Genomic DNA, 17,788 nt, shown 5'->3' on the forward strand with positions numbered 1-17,788 from the left:
CACTCTGATTTAATATTTATAGCTTATCAGCCACCCAAGGTTCAATGCTGGCCAATGCTGCGGGTAACGCGGCGATATCGCTGCCGCCGGCCTGCGCCATATCAGGACGCCCGCCGCCTTTACCGCCTACCTGCTGAGCGACAAAACCAATCAACTCGCCGGCCTTCACGCGATCGGTCAGATCTTTCGTGACGCCGGAGATGAGACTGACCTTACCTTCCGCCGTCGTTGCCAGCACAATAATGGCCGATCCTAATTGGTTTTTCAGATCGTCCACCATGGTGCGGAGCATTTTAGGCTCAACATTGTCCAACTCAGTGACCAGCAGTTTCGCACCGTTAATCTCTTTCGCTTTGCCTGAAAGCGAGGAGCTTTCCTGCGCGGCCTGCTGTGCCTTCAACTGTTGGAGCTCTTTTTCCAGCAGACGAGTACGCTCAAGTACAGACCGTACCTTATCAACCAGATTATTACTATCACCTTTTAGAAGCTGAGTGACATCCTGTAGGACGTCGCTCTGGCGGTGCAACGCAGACAGCGCGTTTTCCCCGGTAACCGCTTCAATACGACGGATGCCGGCCGCCGTACCGGACTCGGAGACGATCTGGAACAGGCCGATATCCCCCGTACGACCAGCGTGAGTCCCGCCGCACAGTTCGATGGAAAAATCACCCATGGTAAGAACCCGGACGTGATCTTCATACTTCTCGCCAAAGAGCGCCATCGCCCCTTTTTCCCTGGCATCCGACAATGTCATTACCTCGGTCTGTACGGCCAGGTTACGGCGAATCTGCGCATTGACGATATCTTCCACCTGGCGAATCTGCTCTGGCTTCATCGCTTCCGCGTGCGAGAAGTCGAAACGCAGGTAGCTGTCATTAACCAGAGAGCCTTTCTGAGCGACATGATCGCCCAAAACCTGACGCAACGCGGCATGCAACAAGTGAGTAGCGGAATGATTCAGACGAATGCGATTACGGCGTTCGTTATCAATAACCGCTTCCACGCTGTCACCGACCTTCAGCGTCCCCTGAACCAGCTTACCGATATGACCGATGGCCTGCCCGTATTTCTGTGCATCCTCAACGGCAAAGTTAACGTTGGCGCCTTTTAATTCGCCCCGATCGCCTACCTGACCGCCGGACTCGGCATAAAATGGCGTTTCATTCAGAATAACAATGGCCTCCTGGCCCGTGTTAATCTGATCGACCGCGTTGCCATTATGGTAAAGCGCGATGATTTTCGCCTGTTGCTGGTTTTGTTCATAGCCGGAGAACGGCGTCTTCACATCGACGCGCACAAGATTATTGTAATCGACCCCAAAGCCACTGGCCTCGCGCGCGCGCGCGCGCTGCGCATCCATGGCGCGCTCAAACCCTTCTTCATCGACTTTCAGACCACGTTCACGACAAACATCGGCCGTCAGGTCAAGCGGGAAACCATAGGTATCATACAGACGGAAAGCGGTTTCTCCGTCCAGCGTATCCCCTTTCAGCGCTTTGATTTCTTCATCCAGCAGGGCCAGGCCGCGCTCCAGCGTACGAGCGAACTGCTCTTCTTCCGTCTTCAGCGCTTGCTCAACCATCGTCTGCTGGCGCTTTAATTCATCAGCGGCGGAGCCCATCACTTCAATCAGCGGAGCGACCAGCTTATAGAAGAACGTATCGGTCGCGCCAAGCATATTGCCATGTCGAATCGCTCTGCGAATGATACGACGCAGAACGTAACCCCGGTTTTCATTTGACGGCATCACGCCATCGGAAATCAGGAACGCGCAAGAACGGATATGGTCGGCAATAACGCGTAGCGACTTGTTGTCCAGGTCAGTTGTTCCCACCGCTTTGGCAACGGCGGCGATCAGCGTTTTGAACAAATCAATTTCATAGTTGGAGTTCACATGTTGCAACACCGCGGAAATACGCTCTAAACCCATGCCGGTATCCACGGAGGGCTTGGGTAGCGGCAGCAACGTGCCATCGGCCTGACGATTGAACTGCATAAAGACGAGGTTCCAGATTTCTATATAGCGATCGCCATCCTCGTCCGGACTTCCCGGCGGCCCTCCCGCGATATGCTCGCCGTGGTCGTAGAAAATCTCGCTACACGGGCCGCAAGGGCCGGTGTCGCCCATCTGCCAGAAGTTATCTGAAGCATAGGGCGCGCCCTTATTATCCCCAATGCGGATAATACGTTCATGAGGAACGCCGATTTCGTTGGCCCAAATGTCATAGGCTTCATCATCGGTGGCGTATACCGTTACCCACAATTTCTCTTTCGGCAGATTAAACCATTTGGGATCTGTCAGCAGTTCCCATGCATTGTGGATAGCATCGCGCTTAAAATAATCGCCGAAGCTGAAGTTACCCAACATTTCAAAGAAGGTATGGTGACGAGCGGTATAGCCGACGTTTTCCAAGTCATTATGTTTACCCCCGGCGCGCACGCAGCGTTGCGACGTAGTCGCCCGTGAGTAACTACGTTTATCCAGCCCAAGAAACACGTCTTTAAACTGGTTCATACCCGCGTTGGTGAATAGCAACGTTGGATCGTTATTCGGCACCAGAGAGCTGCTAGCAACAACCTGATGTCCCTTACTGTGGAAAAAATCGAGAAACGCTTGACGGATCTCAGCGGTGCTCTTGCTCATAATTGTCCTGGAATCAAACTAAAAGAACAGATCGTGGGCAAGGTTAGTGCAGCATGCTGACGCTACCGTGCAACTCACGAACAAAAAGTGGGAATAAGATAAATTTTCTTCGATGGGAAGTAAAATCCCGTATGCATTCAATCTGAAAAATTAGTGTAAATGGAGTTGATTTCTTCATGGGAAAAGCCGCGATATTGCAAATATCGTTGAAGTTTTGCTTTTTCTTTCCATTCGACAGGCAGGAGAGGCCCGAATTTTCTTTCTGCTGCGACTTTAGCCAGTTCGAACCAGTCAATATCACATTCGTTTAATGCAACAGCGATCGTCGTCTTATCGATGCCCTTCTGACCTAACTCTGCTTTGATACGCTGGGCGCCATAGCCTTTACGACTACGGCTACCGATATAACGACGAGCATAGCGCTCATCATCCAGCCAGCCGTGCTCCGTACAATAAGCGATAGCAGATTCGATTTCCTCCGCAGCAGCGCCGTCCGCCATTTCATCACTCTCTGGCTCCGCAGTGATCGCTTTTTGCAAATACGCCGCAAGCTTGCGGCGTATTTCAACTTCACTATGGTCGCGGACGGAAAGCACATTCATCGCATAACGTAATGGTTTACTCATTCACAAACCCGATGAACACCGTTGCGGTAAACAACTTAACCAACATTAAAACTCTTTATCGCCTTCGCCGACGGCGACTTCATCAAAAGCATCGCCATCAATCGCCGGGGATAAATCGCTGCTCTTATGCAGCAGCATTCCACGCAGTTTTTTATCCAGTTCATCCGCAATAGCAGGATTTTCCTTCAGATAATTGCACGCATTGGCTTTACCCTGTCCAATCTTGTCGCCGTTGTAGCTGTACCAGGCGCCCGCTTTCTCAATCAGCTTATGCTTAACGCCCAGATCGACAAGCTCGCCGTAGATGTTAATCCCTTCACCGTACAAAATCTGGAATTCGGCCTGCTTGAAAGGCGCGGCCACTTTGTTTTTCACGACCTTAACGCGGGTTTCGCTACCGACGACTTCGTCGCCGTCTTTGATCGAACCTATACGGCGAATGTCCAAACGAACCGACGCGTAGAATTTCAGCGCGTTACCCCCCGTCGTCGTTTCCGGGTTACCGAACATCACGCCAATCTTCATACGAATCTGGTTGATGAAAATCAACAGCGTATTGGCCTGTTTCAGGTTGCCGGCTAATTTACGCATCGCCTGGCTCATCATACGCGCAGCCAGTCCCATGTGCGAATCACCGATCTCACCTTCGATTTCAGCTTTCGGCGTCAATGCGGCGACGGAGTCGACAATGATGACGTCAACCGCGCCGGAGCGTGTCAGCGCGTCGCAGATCTCCAACGCCTGCTCGCCGGTATCCGGCTGAGAACACAGCAGATTATCGATATCGACGCCCAGTTTCTTGGCGTAAATCGGATCCAGCGCGTGCTCCGCATCGATAAAGGCGCAGGTTTTGCCTTCACGCTGAGCCGCTGCAATCACCTGCAACGTCAGCGTTGTTTTACCCGAGGACTCCGGGCCGTAAATCTCGACGATGCGTCCCATCGGCAAACCGCCGGCTCCTAATGCAATATCAAGAGACAGGGAGCCGGTAGAAATGGTTTCAACATCCATTGAGCGATCTTCGCCCAAACGCATGATAGAACCTTTACCAAATTGTTTTTCAATCTGACCCAGCGCTGCTGCCAGTGCCTTTTGTTTGTTCTCATCAATAGCCATTTCTGCTCCTGTCATACGGCGTAAAGCTGTCTCTCTACCGGCCGTTTAGTCATGGATTACCGAGTAATTGTCGACATTATACTGTATACGCATACAGCATCAAGATTATTTTTGCAGAAACTCATCCAATAGCGTTTGCAACGCAAAATGGACCGACTGCAAACGCACGGCGTGCCTGTCTCCGCTGAATAACGCTTTGCGCGTAAAGGCCCGCCCCTGGTTATCAGTAAATCCGAACCAGACGGTGCCGACGGGTTTTTCATCCGTTCCGCCATCCGGCCCGGCGATACCGCTGACAGAGACGGCGAAATCCGCCCCGGCGACGGTCAACGCGCCGGCGGCCATTTCCCGCACGACCTCCGAACTTACGGCGCCGTAGTCAGCCAACGTCTTTTCATTCACGCCGACCAGCACCTGTTTGGCCTGATTGCTGTAGGTGACAAACCCGTAATCAAACCAGCCGGAGCTACCGGCCACATCGGTGATGGCCTTCGCCAGCCATCCGCCGGTACAGGACTCCGCGCAGGTCATCTTGGCGCCGCGGGCCTTCAGCCGATCGCCGACCAGACCGCTTAATCGTGAAATATCAGTTTCCGTCATTGCTCCATCATCCTAATCAGGCATAGATAAGTCAGGGTAACACTTTTCCCCGGAGAAAGAGGTCTTGCCATCAGAGTTGCGAACCCCATTGCAGGAAAATCGCGCATGTTGCATAGACCTCATGCCGTCTTCCGACTTTGCTTAATGGTCAATATTAGTCACAATGGCGTTAAAGATGCTCTACGGACCAAAAATTCATTAGGAGGACTCTTGTTAAGACCGCCTTTTCTAAAAAATATCGGGGGTAGCGGCAATAGCGGCTCGGATGAAATTCGTAGCAGCATTACGATTAATCGACCTGCTGAAACGTTGTTTGCGCTCTGGCGCAAGCCTGAAACGCTGCCGATTCTGATGAATCATTTCGCCACCATCGATATTCTCAACCATACCGACTCACGCTGGCGTGTGAATACCCCCTTCGGCGCGCTCATTGACTGGCGGGCGAGAATTGTTGATGAAAAACCGGGGGAATATATCTATTGGCGTTCTCTGGAAGGCGCCCGCATCCCCAATGAAGGCAGACTATCATTCAAACCCGCCCAGCCTGGCCTGGGAACCGAAGTGACATTGATGATTCGCTTTGATCCTCCCGGTGGTTTGCTGGGGAAAAAAATCAGCCAGATGTTTGATATTTTCTCCAAAGACATGCTGACAAAAACGCTCCGCCGCTTTAAAACCCTGGCGGAAAATGACGAGACAGCCTGAAAAAAACAACTGCAATTGCAGTAAGATAGCGCCAGACCATCTTTACCTTGAAAAGGAAACTTGCAGGCCAGCCTTGCATTGTTCATAGCCAACAGGAGATTAAATGCTGGAGTTAATTCAGACAATCGGAGTGGGTTTAGTATTAATTTTACCTCTCGCCAACCCTCTGACAACAGTGGCGCTGTTCCTCGGGCTGGCCGGGAGTATGAGCTACCGCGAACGGAACAAACAGATATTTCAAGCATCCCTGTATGTTTTCATCATTATGACCGTCGCCTTTTATAGCGGGCAACTGGTCATGAATACTTTCGGAATTTCTATTCCCGGATTGCGCATCGCTGGCGGACTGATCGTTGCCTTTATCGGCTTTCGCATGCTGTTTCCGCAGCAGCAGCCAGAGAACTCGCCTGAAGTGGCAAGTAAAGCCGATGAAATCCATAACAGCGAATCCTCCAGCGCGGTCAATATCGCCTTCGTTCCGTTGGCGATGCCCAGCACCGCAGGCCCAGGTACCATCGCGCTTATCATCAGCTCCGCATCACAAATCAAGAGCGGTTTAGATATTACGCCATGGGTGCTTACGGTCGCGCCGGTGCTGACGTTTCTGATTGTCAGCCTGATTTTGTGGTTGAGCCTGAAAAGCTCAGGATTCATCATGCGGCTTGTCGGCAAAAGCGGTATCGAGGCCATTTCCCGCCTGATGGGTTTTCTGTTGGTGTGCATGGGCGTTCAGTTCATCATCAATGGCACATTAGAGATTGCCACAAAGATTCATTAATGCATGAACCGACGCCCCGGCATTAAGGGCTTCTTGTCCTTCCTGCGCTGTACGGGGCGAGCCGCCCGATGATATCCGAATTCAAGCGGCGGATTAGCGTATGAACACATCATCGCGCGGCAATCATCCGGTGCCGTTATTTTCAATCATTGAACGGAGGAGAAAGATCTTATCTACCCTTTCTCATGCATAATTAAATCAGGCCACGTCTCAAGCCAGCCCTTACTATTTATTCGCTGGTTAAACGCTTCAAAACTGCTCTTCACGTTAAATGTAATTGTTTTGTTGAATAGACGCTCAAGACCGAACGGCGCAATAAATTGAATATCATCATTTATCCATCTTACAGCGACGGCCGTCTCGATCTCAGGCCAGTATGACATGGCTTCCAGCGTGCTTTTATATTGCGTTTTCTTTAACTTACCGTGCATTCTCGCCTGATTTTTTACCGAAAAACCAAGCGACGCGTTTGTTAATGCGCGTAGTTGCGATTCATAAAATAAATCCGCTGACTTATCCGTCTGTTCTGCATCGTAATAAATAACATCGATATCATTCAATGGGGTGGAATATGAATAACGATGTAATTTATCCCAGACCAAATTACGGATAAACCCGGCGGCGATCCAACAATCAGAAAGGGTTAACGAGGATACGGCCTTGATGACGTCAAGTCTCATTTCATCTTGCATTAGCCATAATCTAATTTGCGCTTCATAATCCACCTGCACGCTCCTGGAACACAATCAATCCCGATTAATAATGATGCATAACGTCGCTTTTACGCGCGGGATAGCCATACTAAGACGGATATAACAACGTGATTAATGCGACCGCCCACAACGCAAGCGTGGCAAACATCGTCCGGCGAAATAACCGGCGCGCGCCCAGCCAACGTTCCGCCAGCGTACGCGTTTTATCCTGTTTCATCGGCCATAAATAGGCCATTCCCTCGTCAAATGAAGCGAGGTCGCTTTCATTATCCAGCAACAAAAAAAGCCGCTCATCAAGCCACAAGCGCCAGCAAAAATAATGGCTAATGAAAAACAGAATCAACAACAATACGCTTTGCAGGGAATATGCCGAATTAAAGGCGATGCCTAAAGGCGGCAGCGTCAGGAATGCGAAGTAACGCCAACTTGAAAGATGGATCTGCATGATACGGTTCGTCAGCGCGATGTTCGGCATAAAGTTTCCTGCAATTGTTCCAGCACAGCAAGATGGGCTGGCGTTAACACTACCTGCGGACGCCGAGTTCTTATCAGCTCAACGGCCTGCTTAACGTTGGCGACTTTCCCCTGGGCCAGCAACCAGGCCGCGACGACAACCGCGCTACGTGATAAGCCGAGCGCGCAACAAACCAGAACAGTATCGTGCGTTTGTCGCAAGCGGCCAAGTTTTGCCAGCGCATGCAAAATGCTTCGCGCATCAGGCGCCGCTAAATCCATTAACGGATACGCGCACCAGGGATGGCGAGTCCCTTGATGAAACTCAGCCGTCAAATCCAGGATGGCGCTTTGCTGCACCGCAGCCTCAGGGAAACCGCCGAGATAGAGCCCGTCGCAAATCGCAGACGTTTTAGGGATGGCGCGAGAAAACCAGCGCATGGATAATCTGGCGCCCGCTAAATAAGGCCACAACAGGATCCGGGCGGAAAGCGATAATTTCCCTTGCGCGTTTTTTTGGAAAACCGCAACGCCTAATCCCGCATAACCGGCAGCGACCAGAAACAGTGATATCGCCGGCCATAACAATATCTCGCCATAAGGCATGATGAAGCCGGCAAGCAGAAGCATAACGCCGCCGCCCGCATATTTTAAAGACAGGCGGACAGAGTGAGAGGATGGGCGCCGCCAGCGCCATTTCCCCGCGATCGGAATGGCGTAGCTAATCAAAACCGCCGCGATAAAACCGCTGAATACGTCGATAAAATGGTGTTGCCATGTGGTTAGCACAGACGCCGCGATCAGTAAAAACCAGCCTCCCGCCACTATTCTTGCATTTCTGCTCAAATGCTGACGAAAACGTAACCACAGCAGCCAGGTGAGAATAATATGTAATGACGGCGCCTGATTGTAAGGCAGGTCGAATTGCTCCAACTGACGAAACAGCCAACCGAATATCCCTTCGGTTTCCGGGCGAACAAAAGTGAATTTCAAAGGGAATAATAAAAAAACGGCGCAGGCGGTCAGCGATGCCGCCAGCAACCGGTAGCCGTGACGCGTCAGTTCCTGCTTTGAAGTACAAATAAACAGTGAAATGCCATACAGAATATCGATACTCCAGTAAGGCACGATGGTCCACGGAATAAACGGAATCACATGTTCCCAGCTAAAGACGATCCAGCCGACATCCTGCCTCGTCGCCGTGAATTGGTTGACCTGCCCGTAGGTCAGAAAAAACAGCGGCCCCAGCAATAGCAGCCAGCATAGCCCCTGTTTCCAGAGGCTGAATGGATTTCGTGAGATTGCCGACTCAGTCATGCCGTTTTCTCACCGCCAGCGACACGGTAAATATCCCGTACTCGTCAATAAGCTGTCCGCACTTTTCAAAACCGGCCTGCTCCACCAGCGTATCCAGCTCTTTCTGGCTGCGAACCCGCATCATCCAGGGAATGCCGTTCTGGTGGCTGGTTAAGGTATAAGCGATGGTTTTTAACTGCGGATGCCAGGGCTGACCGGTGTAAACCAATACGCCGCCCGGAGGAATCGCCGCCGCAAGCCCGGCCAAAGAAGTTCTAAGTAAGTCATTATCCGGGAACAGCTCATACAGGCCGGAAACAATCCCCAACGTCGGGGCCGGATCAATTGACGCCAGAGAGTCATAGTCGAAAGCATTGCCAGTCTTGAACTGCGCAATCCCGCTCAGCCCCCGCGCTTCAATCATGGCCTGACCTTTCGCCACATTCAGTTCGCTGTAATCGCGCAGCAGAATACATTCAATATCGGACTGTTGTTCCAGCGCATCCAACACATAGCGGCCGTGCCCGGCGGCGATATCGACAACGCGAATCGGCATATTTTTTTCGCGCAATGTCGCCAAAGCCCGTTGGATCATCTGCTGTATATGAACTTTACGTAGCCGAATGCCGCGCCAGCCGATACTGTTAAGATAATTACGGTCAATGACGCGACCAAGGAAGCCCTTGCCTTCCGGTTCGTTGCGATAGACATAATCAAGCGTGCTGCCGGAATCAAAGCCGGTATCATAGCCCAGTTGCATCCCTGTCGAGCGCCGGCCGAGGGTGTTCATCGCATAGCTCAACGCGGAGTAGTACAGCCCTTCCGGCGAGAGTGATTTCGGCGGCGCCTGTAATTCACGATAGGCGTCGGCGCTTGGGCTCCAGCGATCTTCATGGCGGTAATCAAATGCGTAAACTTCGCTGCCGTAAAGTCGCGAGATAAAATCCTTCATCTTATCGAAAGCAATACGGCGGTCTTTCTCGCCCAACGTATCATGGTAGAAACCCGGTAAAATATGCTGTTCTTTTATCGCGCTGCGCAACCCTGCATAAAATTGCTTTTGCGGTTTAGCATGTACCACGAAGTCATCGCCGGAAATAAGCAGTTGGGTAGGCAACGTTATCGCTGAAGAATCCGACACAATACGTTCAGCGGTTTTATAGAGATCCAGCAAAATATTGACGGCGATTTGGCGCGTGATTAATTCATCCTGTTCAAAGCTGGCGATACGCGCTGGATCGTGACTGAGAAACTTCCCTTTCACGTAAGAGTTTACATAAAACAGGCCGCGTATCCGCTGCAATAATCCCAAACCGGCTCGAGCGAAAGGGACATAGAGTTTGACCTTAAACGCCGGCGACGCCAGCACCATGCCCCGAATTTTGGGCGCATAATCATGAACCCAGGCGGCAACCAGCACCGCCCCCACGCTTTGTGCAATGACGATGATATCTTCGCTGCCTACATTGGCATCCGCCGCCGCAAAGCGTACGAACTCATCGACATCCCGCACGGATCGCGCCAGGCTGGGGCTGTAGCCGCGATCGCCGGGAGACTTTCCATGTCCGCGCGCATCCCAGGCATAAAAATGCGTGTCCGGCATGTTCAGTTCATCGACGACATGCTGTAGCCGCCCGGAATGCTCATGTCCGCGATGAAACAACACGATCACTTTACGGCTATCGCTTTCCATCGCGGGCCAATGACGAAAATATAGCGATATATCGTCACTGGTTAAGAATGTCCCTTCCTGAAATAAACGCGTTTCCTGACTCATCATATTTTCCTTGTGGCATGTTGTTGTAATGCAAGAAAGCGGTTTAATAACTTATCTTTAAAAGACGCTTTGTCGGCGTCGAAAAACAACGGATCATCAATGTAAATATCGATAAAAAACGGTACCGGTATTTTTTGGCCTTTCCCCATCGAACGATCCAACCCATGCATATAGACGGGAATGATAGGGACTTCAGGGCATTGCTGACTTAAATGCCAGATACCTGACTTAATATCCGAGAGTTTTCCCGGTTCGCCACGGGTTCCCTCGGGAAATAGAATGATTATTTTATTTTCAGCTAATGCATCCACACAGGATTGCAAGGGATTCGCCTGATGGGCGCCACGATAAACAGGAATGATGCCGATAACTTTAAGGGCGAACCAGGCAATCAGTTTATTCTTCAGAAAATAATCGGCCGCAGCTACAGGCTGTACATTAACAAGAGTAGACAGAGGAAACAGCGTAAATAATGTCAGCACATCCAGATGGCTATTGTGGTTCGCCACAATAATCGCCGAACCGCTGACCGGTAGCTTTTTTCTATTGGAAATGGAAACCCCAAGCCAAATCCATACCACGGGATAAGCGATACATAAGGTAAACAGCCAGCGCAGCATTCGGTTCATCAGCGCTCCTTAGACATAGAAATAATAATAAAAGTGGAAAAACAGCGGCGCGGTATAAATCAGCGAGTCCAGACGATCCAAAATACCGCCATGACCGGGCAGCAGTTTGCCGGAATCTTTGACGCCGAAATCCCGCTTGATGGCGGACATCACCACATCGCCGCAAAATCCGCTTAAGCCGATAAGCATGCCCGCGCCTAATGAATGCGCCCAGTCCATCTGCGTGAGCATCGGCCCCAGTAAGGTCGCCAGAAGCGTTGTGGTGCATACCCCGCCGAGCAGTCCCGCCAGCGTTTTATTGGGGCTGACTTTCGGCGTAACCTTGATTCTGCCCAGCGACTTCCCCCACAGATACTGAGCGATATCATTTATCTCGGTCAGAACAACGAGGAAAATAACCAGCAGCGCGCCTGCCTTAACCGCCTCTCCCGGCAACGCCAGCAAAAAAGCGACGTGGCTTAATGCGAAGACGGTCGTCATCATGCCCCAGTGCATAATCGACGCCGAATGCAAAAAACCTTTGGTATCGCCAATGATCACCATTCGAGCGGGTAAAAATAAAAAGACATAAATAGGAATAAAGATAATAAACATGCCGTACCAGGACATGCCTATCCAGATGTACTGCAATGGAATAGCGGCATACATCCATAGCAAGGGGACATTATCCGAACGCCGCGTGGGGGCCAACGTCAAATATTCTTTTAAGGATAAGAAACTGATAAATCCGAAGAAGGTCAGCGCCAGCCATTTCGGCGACAGCATCGCCAGAGAAAACAGACAAACAATCACCCACCAACTGTTGATGCGCTGCTGCAACTCAAGCCAGTCACGTTGAGGTCGACATTTTTTCAATATGAATATCGTGATTGTCGCCAGTACCAGGACACTGAAAATGCCGCCCAGACAATAATATAAAGCTTGCGCGCTATCAGACATGCTCCGCCTCCAATGCGCTACGGCAACGGTTGATGCAGGTCCAAACCAATAATACCGCGGCAATAATAAACACAGCATTGGCAACAGCCACATACTGCGGCCATAAAGCAATCCCCAGACCTAACGCCCCGAACAGAAATGCACGATCGCTTTTGCCGAGCGGGCCTCGATAGTTTCTTTGACGCGTTAACGTTTGCGTGATGACGCCGCAAAATTCAGTCAGCCAGGAGAGCAAAACAACCAAAACCACCAACCAGGGCCATACCCCTGCCAGGAAAGCGAAAGCAAGGTAAAGCGCGGCATCTGAAATAATATCGCCTACTTCATTAAGCATCGCGCCTAAGGTTGTCTGTTGGTTAAACTCTCTCGCCAGCATGCCATCAATCGCGTTGAGCGCCATACGGAAAAATAAATAAATCGGCAGAGAAATAAAAAAGAAAGGCACGGGGAATAACATCAACAATCCCCCCAAAATCACCGATATCAACATCGCCAGCAGCGTCACCTGATTTGCTGATACCCCCCAACGATGCAGTTTGACGACTATCGGTCTTAATAGGTTTTGAAATTTAGGCTTAATCTCATATAACGTCACTTGACGGCTCCTGTCGTTTTTTAAAGTAATGCATCCCTGAATGGGTTCAGAATCAATGTTGCATGAGTACAACTGATATTACTTAAAAAAGATTGGTATGGAAAAGCTTCCGCCGCTGTAAAAATAGATCTATCGAGTATGAATCTCGGATGAATCTTTTTGGATGCGTTTTTCGGTTCTCATATTAAAGGGTTGTCATCCAGTGTATCCAGTAACGAATCTTACTCGCAAACAATGATTTCCGACTTACTTTGGTGAAACCGTTCAAAAACGCTGTGGATAAATAAGAATAAATGCGGTGATGTGGATCAATTTTTTGCGGGATGGCCAGAGAAACATAATCCGTCGTGAATGTTGATTTTAATCGACAGACTACGCCCCGGATGACACTCACTACAACACCAAAAGCCAACACGACGCAGCTATTGAAAGCCTTCAAAAAAACGCACGCCCTTAGTCGTCTCAGTCCATGAATACCCGGTCAAAGCGCTGAGCACGTTTTTCTTTACCTGCGATACGGTATTTCATGCGCCAGCTTTTAGTGCCGTTTGGGAACACCTCCAGATACATGCCCCACCATCCGCTAACTTGTAGGGTTTATCTTTAGGCTTGGCAGTCTCGACTTGTCTGGCATTGAGCTTCATCCGGGGGTATCTCCTCTAGACCGAACACGACATGCCCCCATTGACACCCCCAAATCACCGTAGATTTCAGACAATAGTAGTCAAACGCAACACCATAAATAATTGTTTTTAATAAATATATTTAGTTATTAAAAATTCATTTATACACATCGGCGCTTGAGCCCCGTTAAAGTGGATACAAAATCTCAAGTAGGCAATATGACGCTTCCCCAATAAAATTATTTTTCTAAAAACTGTTCACCCTCTTCACCTTGTATTTTTTATCTTTATTTTTAGCGAGTTAAGTGGTGAGCAGCCAATGAACAGGTGATGAGTAACTCACCACCCTTGCAGGTAAGGTACGCCCAGGCCGTGATTGTGGTACTCTTTATCGCATATATATGCGGATTAAAGGTGAAAGCACATGCGATATGAAATGGCGGTACTCGCGGCTCTGGTACAAGAGGATTCCCCTAATACGCACTCTATCGTAACCGCTACAGGTATCTCTGAAAGAAAAGTACAGGAAGTGTTAAGCACGCTCCAGTCAACGATGGATATCAGCATTACTCGTGTAAAAAGTGGCAAACGGCAAGCCCTGTCTATCTCGTCATGGGGTGTGTTCGGTGACGGGGAACGGCTGGTTGAGAAACTTAAAAATACCGACCTGTTGATATTCAAGCAACATCGGAAAATAGCGCCAAAAACGTTGCCAAACAAAACGCGCTCCCCACGTATGGTGACACTGGAAGAAAAGCGCGATTACTACAATCAGGTGAAACTCAAAAACTACCGGGACAGTATGCGTCTTGAAGGATTCAGCGTTGAGGATACGCCGCTTCCCGCAGACAAACAGGAAAGGGAAGCGCTGAGAAAAAACCTGATTGCCATGTATAAGGCGAGTGGTTATGTCTGATAAATACGGCTCAGGGCAAGATCCTTACACCTACCCCGATAGCGATGTTCTGATAAACAAGCTCGGCATCAACGATAACAGTAAATTCGACTATGCGGAGCGTCAGTTATCCGAACTGGCCGTTCTCGATATTGAATTTGAAGAACCACCTTACGACCTGCATTACTGGTGCAGGCTGCATGGGAAAATATTCGGGGATTTATTCGATTGGGCAGGAGAAATACGGCATATCGATATTTCTAAAGGCCAGACACGTTTTTGCACCGTATCCCGTATTGCAATTGAAGCCAATAAAATTTTTACACAGCTATCCAATAATGATTTTTTACAAGGCCTTGAGTGTCCGGCTCTGATAACTCAGTTAGCAGAATACTATTCAGATTTGAATGTAATTCACCCGTTTCGGGAAGGTAATGGACGTTCTCAGCGTTTATTGTTCGAGCATATAATTATCAACTGTGGCTATGGTGTCTCTTTTGAAAAGATCGGCGTTCAAGAATGGTTAGCGGCTAACGTGGCCGGATACCACGGCAATACTCGGCCATTAGCCGATATTTTTGAGAAAAGTATTCTTTGACCTCCCAATAAAAAGATTTTTCACAAAACTGATCACCCTCTTCACCACGGATTTTTATTTTTACTAATCAATAAATTAATGGGTGATGAGTCGGTGAACAGGTGATGAGTAACTCGTCACCCTTTGACGTTTTTTGGCGTAAAAAAACCGGCCGGAGCCGGTTGTATCGTTGCTGGCGTCTATCTCGCCACCTCACACTTGGGCAGCCAGTCGGCATCCGATTCATCTTTCAGCTCAAGGTTAGTCTGTCTGCCCTGTTTGGTTCTGCCCTTGAGGTACACCTGCCCGTATTCCGACATCATATTAGGCAGCACCTTGCCAAAAGCCGTCAGACTGATGGGTTTTTGATGGCCGTGTGACTCCATAAACGACAGGTAGGCGTGGTACAGGTATTTTCGCGGGTTACGCGGCGTGATGTTAGCGTTGTTGATGGTCTCTGCCGTGGTGTTGTCCTCCCCGGCCAGCATAGTGGCAATTTCGGCCAGAATACGCGCCTGTTTATCCGCGTTGTTCCCTGCCGCACGGGTCAGCCAGCGCCAGAAGTGCGGGGCGTTGTCGGCAAGGTTTTCCCCGGCCTTAAACGGCGTGTAGTCCACGTCGTTGACGGTATGCAGCCAGTGCTCGCGGCGATGGGGTTTAAACGCCCCGCTGACGGTATCGAAGGTGGAGCGTAGCGACATCCGCAGTTAGCAGTTAGCAGTTAGCAGTTAGCAGTTAGCAGTTAGCAGTTAGCAGTTAGCAGTTAGCAGTTAGCAGTTAGCAGTTAGCAGTTAGCAGTTAGCCCTTCACAGGGATGAACGAGCCATATGTGATCCCCTCACGGGAATGATGATGCCTTGTCATGGCCTCTTATCAGGTAGCCGTTGTGATCCGGTGGCTGAAACCGGGGCAGAGCCGGATTCTTTCCCGATCCGGTTAGTCTTCCCAACATTAACGCCTGTTTATTCGCTGCAACGTCATCGCGACGTGTTGCATCATGGAGCGCAGCACGAAGCGCGAGCCACATTGACAAGGGGTCTGGGAAAAGATTAGAGACGCTGGCGACGTCATCGGCTTCAAGTTGTTGGTGGAACGATGCGACGGTTCACACTTTGTACGTGTTTGAGCCTCGAAACGACACGCCGCTATGAGTTAACATCCCAATTGCCACTATTAACCACAGCGGCAACTGTTACTGAAAGAATCACTGAGAAAAAGATCGCATATTGAGAGAGAGAAAACCTCTTCAATTGATTGATTTATAATGATTTTAATGTGATAGTGCGATAATAGGAACAGAACACGAGGCTCATGGTATTGATTTATAATAAAATATGTATATTCAACACTTTACTGTACCCCCAAAAGTACCCCCAATGGATTTTCGTCCATATGAATGTGGTTGTTACAGTCTTGAACTTTCAACTTGAATGGATCAACTGCTATCATAAATTTACATTGACAAATGTCTAAGATGACATTTTCACCGTTCAAGGCCTTCAAGTTTCTACAGGTGAGTTTGTGCCACAAGCAAAGCGAGTGAAGATGATGGAACGCATCCCTTGATAGCCCGTTTGCGCGGTAATGTTGTATGATGTATGTAAATCCCCCCTTCTACCATCTTTGGTAGCAGGGATCATATCGTAGATACTGTTTTTGTAAGCGTTGATGGATTACAATCCCTCACAGAAGAAGGTTGAATGAGCGTTCTGGCAGCTATAGTCAGGGGCGGTAGCGTGTAAACAGCACTTAGGGACTTATCTGCTCACTTCTCCAAGAGAAAAGATTGCAACAAAACGTAACCGTATAATATTTTCATTACCTTCCCCCTTTAATATTTTTGCTAACGCCATATTGCTACATGGTCGTTTACATATCCAATAGATTTAATTTTTTGGTATGGCTTTAGCGCTATACACAATAATCTCGATAAGATTGACGGATACATACCTAATGTTCTATTTCCACACATGCAAGACCACGAGTGGGCGAAGATTTGTTGAGCAAAACGCTCCTTTTCTAAGTAGGGCAAATGGTCCGAAAAAATGGCAATGGTTATCCCAAGGTTATTACTTTTGGACCGATGTAGATTACTTTGCCCATATTTGGGGGCGAGATTCATATAATAATGATTATGCTATAGTTCGCTGCCAAATTACGATTAACTCTGATATAGTTTTAGACTTAGCTGCCAACGTTGAACATAGTCTATATTTCAAAGGACTTGCAGAAGCGTATCAGAAAAAAATACAAAAAGTTAATCCAAATGAAATGCCAACAGTTTCTACAGTAATAGAGCATTATAGAAAAGCAGCGGAAAAAAATAAAGAAATATTTCCCTTTGAAGCAATAAGAGCAGTTGATTGCTCGCCTACTGCTCCTAAATTAAAATTCGCTCCTGATGCTATGGGCTTTATGACTACTATACCTCGATTACAGTTCTGCTTATTTCAGTCTTCAAGAAACGCTATTACATCAAAAGAAATATATCATTTCTCGTAAAATATATTAAGGTAATACCATGAATACACTTGAAAAATCATTAGCATTAGCTAAAGCTTGGTTAGACAGTGTTGATGACAAAACATTCTACAGCGAATATGAAAAAATTAAAGAATATTCAAGCGTCGGTCCTACCATTGAGATTTTTATCAAAGGTTATTCCAAGGGGGATGTGCTGTCATATGGTTTTTATGTAAAGCCAGTTCAATCTAATATATCCCCTAATATAAACAACTTGAATTATAATGTAATCATTTCAGATGGATACTCTCTATCCAGTCAAGCTGTAAATGATGAAAATTATTCTTTGGCTGCATAAT

The 17,788-nt window shown here is 48.7% G+C and carries 17 protein-coding genes and 2 pseudogenes; 6 read left to right on the forward strand and 13 right to left on the reverse strand.

From position 1 onward, the window contains the following. Positions 1-16: 16 nt before the first annotated feature. The 4 genes from alaS to pncC form a co-directional block, all read right to left on the reverse strand. Positions 17-2,644 carry an alanine--tRNA ligase gene (alaS, locus tag ABRZ28_RS18500; RefSeq protein ID WP_330521095.1) on the reverse strand — a complete coding sequence of 876 codons (2,628 nt, stop codon included), beginning with the start codon at positions 2,642-2,644 and terminating at the stop codon, positions 17-19. 137 nt (positions 2,645-2,781) lie between these two features. Continuing rightward, positions 2,782-3,270: a recombination regulator RecX gene (gene recX, locus ABRZ28_RS18505; RefSeq protein WP_330521096.1), complete on the reverse strand. Its 489-nt coding sequence runs from the start codon at positions 3,268-3,270 to the stop codon at positions 2,782-2,784. A gap of 45 nt (positions 3,271-3,315) precedes the next feature. After that, entirely contained in the window at positions 3,316-4,386 is a 1,071-nt protein-coding gene (gene recA / locus ABRZ28_RS18510) for a recombinase RecA (protein ID WP_319605539.1), read from the reverse strand. Between the two features lie 105 nt (positions 4,387-4,491). Beyond that, positions 4,492-4,986 carry a nicotinamide-nucleotide amidase gene (gene pncC / locus ABRZ28_RS18515; RefSeq protein ID WP_319605538.1) on the reverse strand — a complete coding sequence of 165 codons (495 nt, stop codon included), beginning with the start codon at positions 4,984-4,986 and terminating at the stop codon, positions 4,492-4,494. A gap of 210 nt (positions 4,987-5,196) precedes the next feature. Here pncC and ABRZ28_RS18520 point away from each other — a divergent pair, with 210 nt between their 5' ends. Continuing rightward, positions 5,197-5,691 carry an SRPBCC family protein gene (locus tag ABRZ28_RS18520; protein ID WP_330521097.1) on the forward strand — a complete coding sequence of 165 codons (495 nt, stop codon included), beginning with the start codon at positions 5,197-5,199 and terminating at the stop codon, positions 5,689-5,691. Positions 5,692-5,794: 103 nt separating this feature from the next. Then, on the forward strand, positions 5,795-6,469 hold the full coding sequence (locus ABRZ28_RS18525) for a MarC family NAAT transporter (RefSeq protein ID WP_319605537.1): 675 nt from the start codon (positions 5,795-5,797) through the stop codon (positions 6,467-6,469). A gap of 173 nt (positions 6,470-6,642) precedes the next feature. Here the strand turns inward: ABRZ28_RS18525 and ABRZ28_RS18530 are convergent, their stop codons facing one another. The 8 genes and pseudogenes from ABRZ28_RS18530 to ABRZ28_RS18565 all read right to left on the reverse strand — a co-directional run. Continuing rightward, positions 6,643-7,194 (reverse strand): nucleotidyltransferase family protein, encoded by a 552-nt coding sequence (locus tag ABRZ28_RS18530; protein WP_330521098.1) that lies wholly within the window; start codon positions 7,192-7,194, stop codon positions 6,643-6,645. 76 nt (positions 7,195-7,270) lie between these two features. Further along, a complete protein-coding gene (locus tag ABRZ28_RS18535) occupies positions 7,271-7,657 on the reverse strand; it encodes a hypothetical protein (RefSeq protein ID WP_330521099.1) in 387 nt (128 codons plus the stop codon). Next, on the reverse strand, positions 7,639-8,952 hold the full coding sequence (locus tag ABRZ28_RS18540; RefSeq protein ID WP_330521100.1) for a phosphatase PAP2/dual specificity phosphatase family protein: 1,314 nt from the start codon (positions 8,950-8,952) through the stop codon (positions 7,639-7,641). The genes ABRZ28_RS18535 and ABRZ28_RS18540 overlap by 19 nt, the downstream gene beginning before the upstream one ends. Then, entirely contained in the window at positions 8,945-10,708 is a 1,764-nt protein-coding gene (locus ABRZ28_RS18545; protein WP_330521101.1) for a bifunctional alpha/beta hydrolase/class I SAM-dependent methyltransferase, read from the reverse strand. Before ABRZ28_RS18545 ends, ABRZ28_RS18540 begins: the two co-directional genes overlap by 8 nt. After that, the gene (locus ABRZ28_RS18550) at positions 10,708-11,337 is read right to left on the reverse strand and encodes a lysophospholipid acyltransferase family protein (protein WP_330521102.1); all 630 of its coding nucleotides are present in this window, start codon (positions 11,335-11,337) and stop codon (positions 10,708-10,710) included. The genes ABRZ28_RS18545 and ABRZ28_RS18550 overlap by 1 nt, the downstream gene beginning before the upstream one ends. A 9-nt stretch (positions 11,338-11,346) precedes the next feature. Then, positions 11,347-12,276 (reverse strand): phosphatidate cytidylyltransferase, encoded by a 930-nt coding sequence (locus ABRZ28_RS18555; RefSeq protein ID WP_319605531.1) that lies wholly within the window; start codon positions 12,274-12,276, stop codon positions 11,347-11,349. Continuing rightward, complete coding sequence (locus tag ABRZ28_RS18560) at positions 12,269-12,871, reverse strand: CDP-alcohol phosphatidyltransferase family protein (protein WP_319605561.1); 603 nt, start codon at positions 12,869-12,871, stop codon at positions 12,269-12,271. Before ABRZ28_RS18560 ends, ABRZ28_RS18555 begins: the two co-directional genes overlap by 8 nt. Positions 12,872-13,369: 498 nt before the next feature. Beyond that, positions 13,370-13,515 (reverse strand): annotated as a pseudogene (locus ABRZ28_RS18565) (Arm DNA-binding domain-containing protein); the annotation flags it as partial. Positions 13,516-13,918: 403 nt separating this feature from the next. On the opposite strand from ABRZ28_RS18565, the gene ABRZ28_RS18570 reads away from it, so the two are divergent. Together ABRZ28_RS18570 and ABRZ28_RS18575 are read left to right on the forward strand one after the other, a co-directional pair. Next, positions 13,919-14,410, forward strand: a complete 492-nt coding sequence (locus ABRZ28_RS18570; RefSeq protein ID WP_319605530.1) for a YhfG family protein — start codon at positions 13,919-13,921, stop codon at positions 14,408-14,410. Continuing rightward, entirely contained in the window at positions 14,403-14,987 is a 585-nt protein-coding gene (locus ABRZ28_RS18575; protein WP_319605529.1) for a Fic/DOC family protein, read from the forward strand. Before ABRZ28_RS18570 ends, ABRZ28_RS18575 begins: the two co-directional genes overlap by 8 nt. A gap of 179 nt (positions 14,988-15,166) precedes the next feature. Here the strand turns inward: ABRZ28_RS18575 and ABRZ28_RS18580 are convergent. Then, a pseudogene (locus ABRZ28_RS18580) lies at positions 15,167-15,649 on the reverse strand (winged helix-turn-helix domain-containing protein); the annotation flags it as partial. A 1,270-nt stretch (positions 15,650-16,919) separates the two neighbouring features. On the opposite strand from ABRZ28_RS18580, the gene ABRZ28_RS18585 reads away from it, so the two are divergent. Both ABRZ28_RS18585 and ABRZ28_RS18590 read left to right on the forward strand, forming a co-directional pair. Beyond that, on the forward strand, positions 16,920-17,468 hold the full coding sequence (locus tag ABRZ28_RS18585; protein WP_116163204.1) for a hypothetical protein: 549 nt from the start codon (positions 16,920-16,922) through the stop codon (positions 17,466-17,468). A gap of 19 nt (positions 17,469-17,487) precedes the next feature. Continuing rightward, positions 17,488-17,787, forward strand: a complete 300-nt coding sequence (locus ABRZ28_RS18590; protein WP_125176117.1) for a hypothetical protein — start codon at positions 17,488-17,490, stop codon at positions 17,785-17,787. The last annotated feature ends 1 nt before the right edge of the window (position 17,788 follow it).

It is taken from the genome of Brenneria sp. g21c3 (assembly GCF_040240345.1).
Classification (GTDB): Bacteria; Pseudomonadota; Gammaproteobacteria; order Enterobacterales; family Enterobacteriaceae; genus Brenneria.

What these genes read in the sequence shown, in the direction of transcription:
- ABRZ28_RS18525 (WP_319605537.1), top strand. Translation starts at nt 5,795, where the DNA reads ATGCTGGAGTTAATTCAGACAATCGGAGTGGGTTTAGTATTAATTTTA.
- ABRZ28_RS18570 (WP_319605530.1), top strand. Translation starts at nt 13,919, where the DNA reads ATGCGATATGAAATGGCGGTACTCGCGGCTCTGGTACAAGAGGATTCC.
- alaS (WP_330521095.1), bottom strand. Translation starts at nt 2,644, where the DNA reads ATGAGCAAGAGCACCGCTGAGATCCGTCAAGCGTTTCTCGATTTTTTC.
- ABRZ28_RS18535 (WP_330521099.1), bottom strand. Translation starts at nt 7,657, where the DNA reads ATGCCGAACATCGCGCTGACGAACCGTATCATGCAGATCCATCTTTCA.
- ABRZ28_RS18555 (WP_319605531.1), bottom strand. Translation starts at nt 12,276, where the DNA reads ATGTCTGATAGCGCGCAAGCTTTATATTATTGTCTGGGCGGCATTTTC.
- ABRZ28_RS18540 (WP_330521100.1), bottom strand. Translation starts at nt 8,952, where the DNA reads ATGACTGAGTCGGCAATCTCACGAAATCCATTCAGCCTCTGGAAACAG.
- ABRZ28_RS18585 (WP_116163204.1), top strand. Translation starts at nt 16,920, where the DNA reads ATGTTCTATTTCCACACATGCAAGACCACGAGTGGGCGAAGATTTGTT.
- recA (WP_319605539.1), bottom strand. Translation starts at nt 4,386, where the DNA reads ATGGCTATTGATGAGAACAAACAAAAGGCACTGGCAGCAGCGCTGGGT.
- ABRZ28_RS18545 (WP_330521101.1), bottom strand. Translation starts at nt 10,708, where the DNA reads ATGAGTCAGGAAACGCGTTTATTTCAGGAAGGGACATTCTTAACCAGT.
- ABRZ28_RS18575 (WP_319605529.1), top strand. Translation starts at nt 14,403, where the DNA reads ATGTCTGATAAATACGGCTCAGGGCAAGATCCTTACACCTACCCCGAT.
- pncC (WP_319605538.1), bottom strand. Translation starts at nt 4,986, where the DNA reads ATGACGGAAACTGATATTTCACGATTAAGCGGTCTGGTCGGCGATCGG.
- ABRZ28_RS18590 (WP_125176117.1), top strand. Translation starts at nt 17,488, where the DNA reads ATGAATACACTTGAAAAATCATTAGCATTAGCTAAAGCTTGGTTAGAC.
- ABRZ28_RS18550 (WP_330521102.1), bottom strand. Translation starts at nt 11,337, where the DNA reads ATGAACCGAATGCTGCGCTGGCTGTTTACCTTATGTATCGCTTATCCC.
- recX (WP_330521096.1), bottom strand. Translation starts at nt 3,270, where the DNA reads ATGAGTAAACCATTACGTTATGCGATGAATGTGCTTTCCGTCCGCGAC.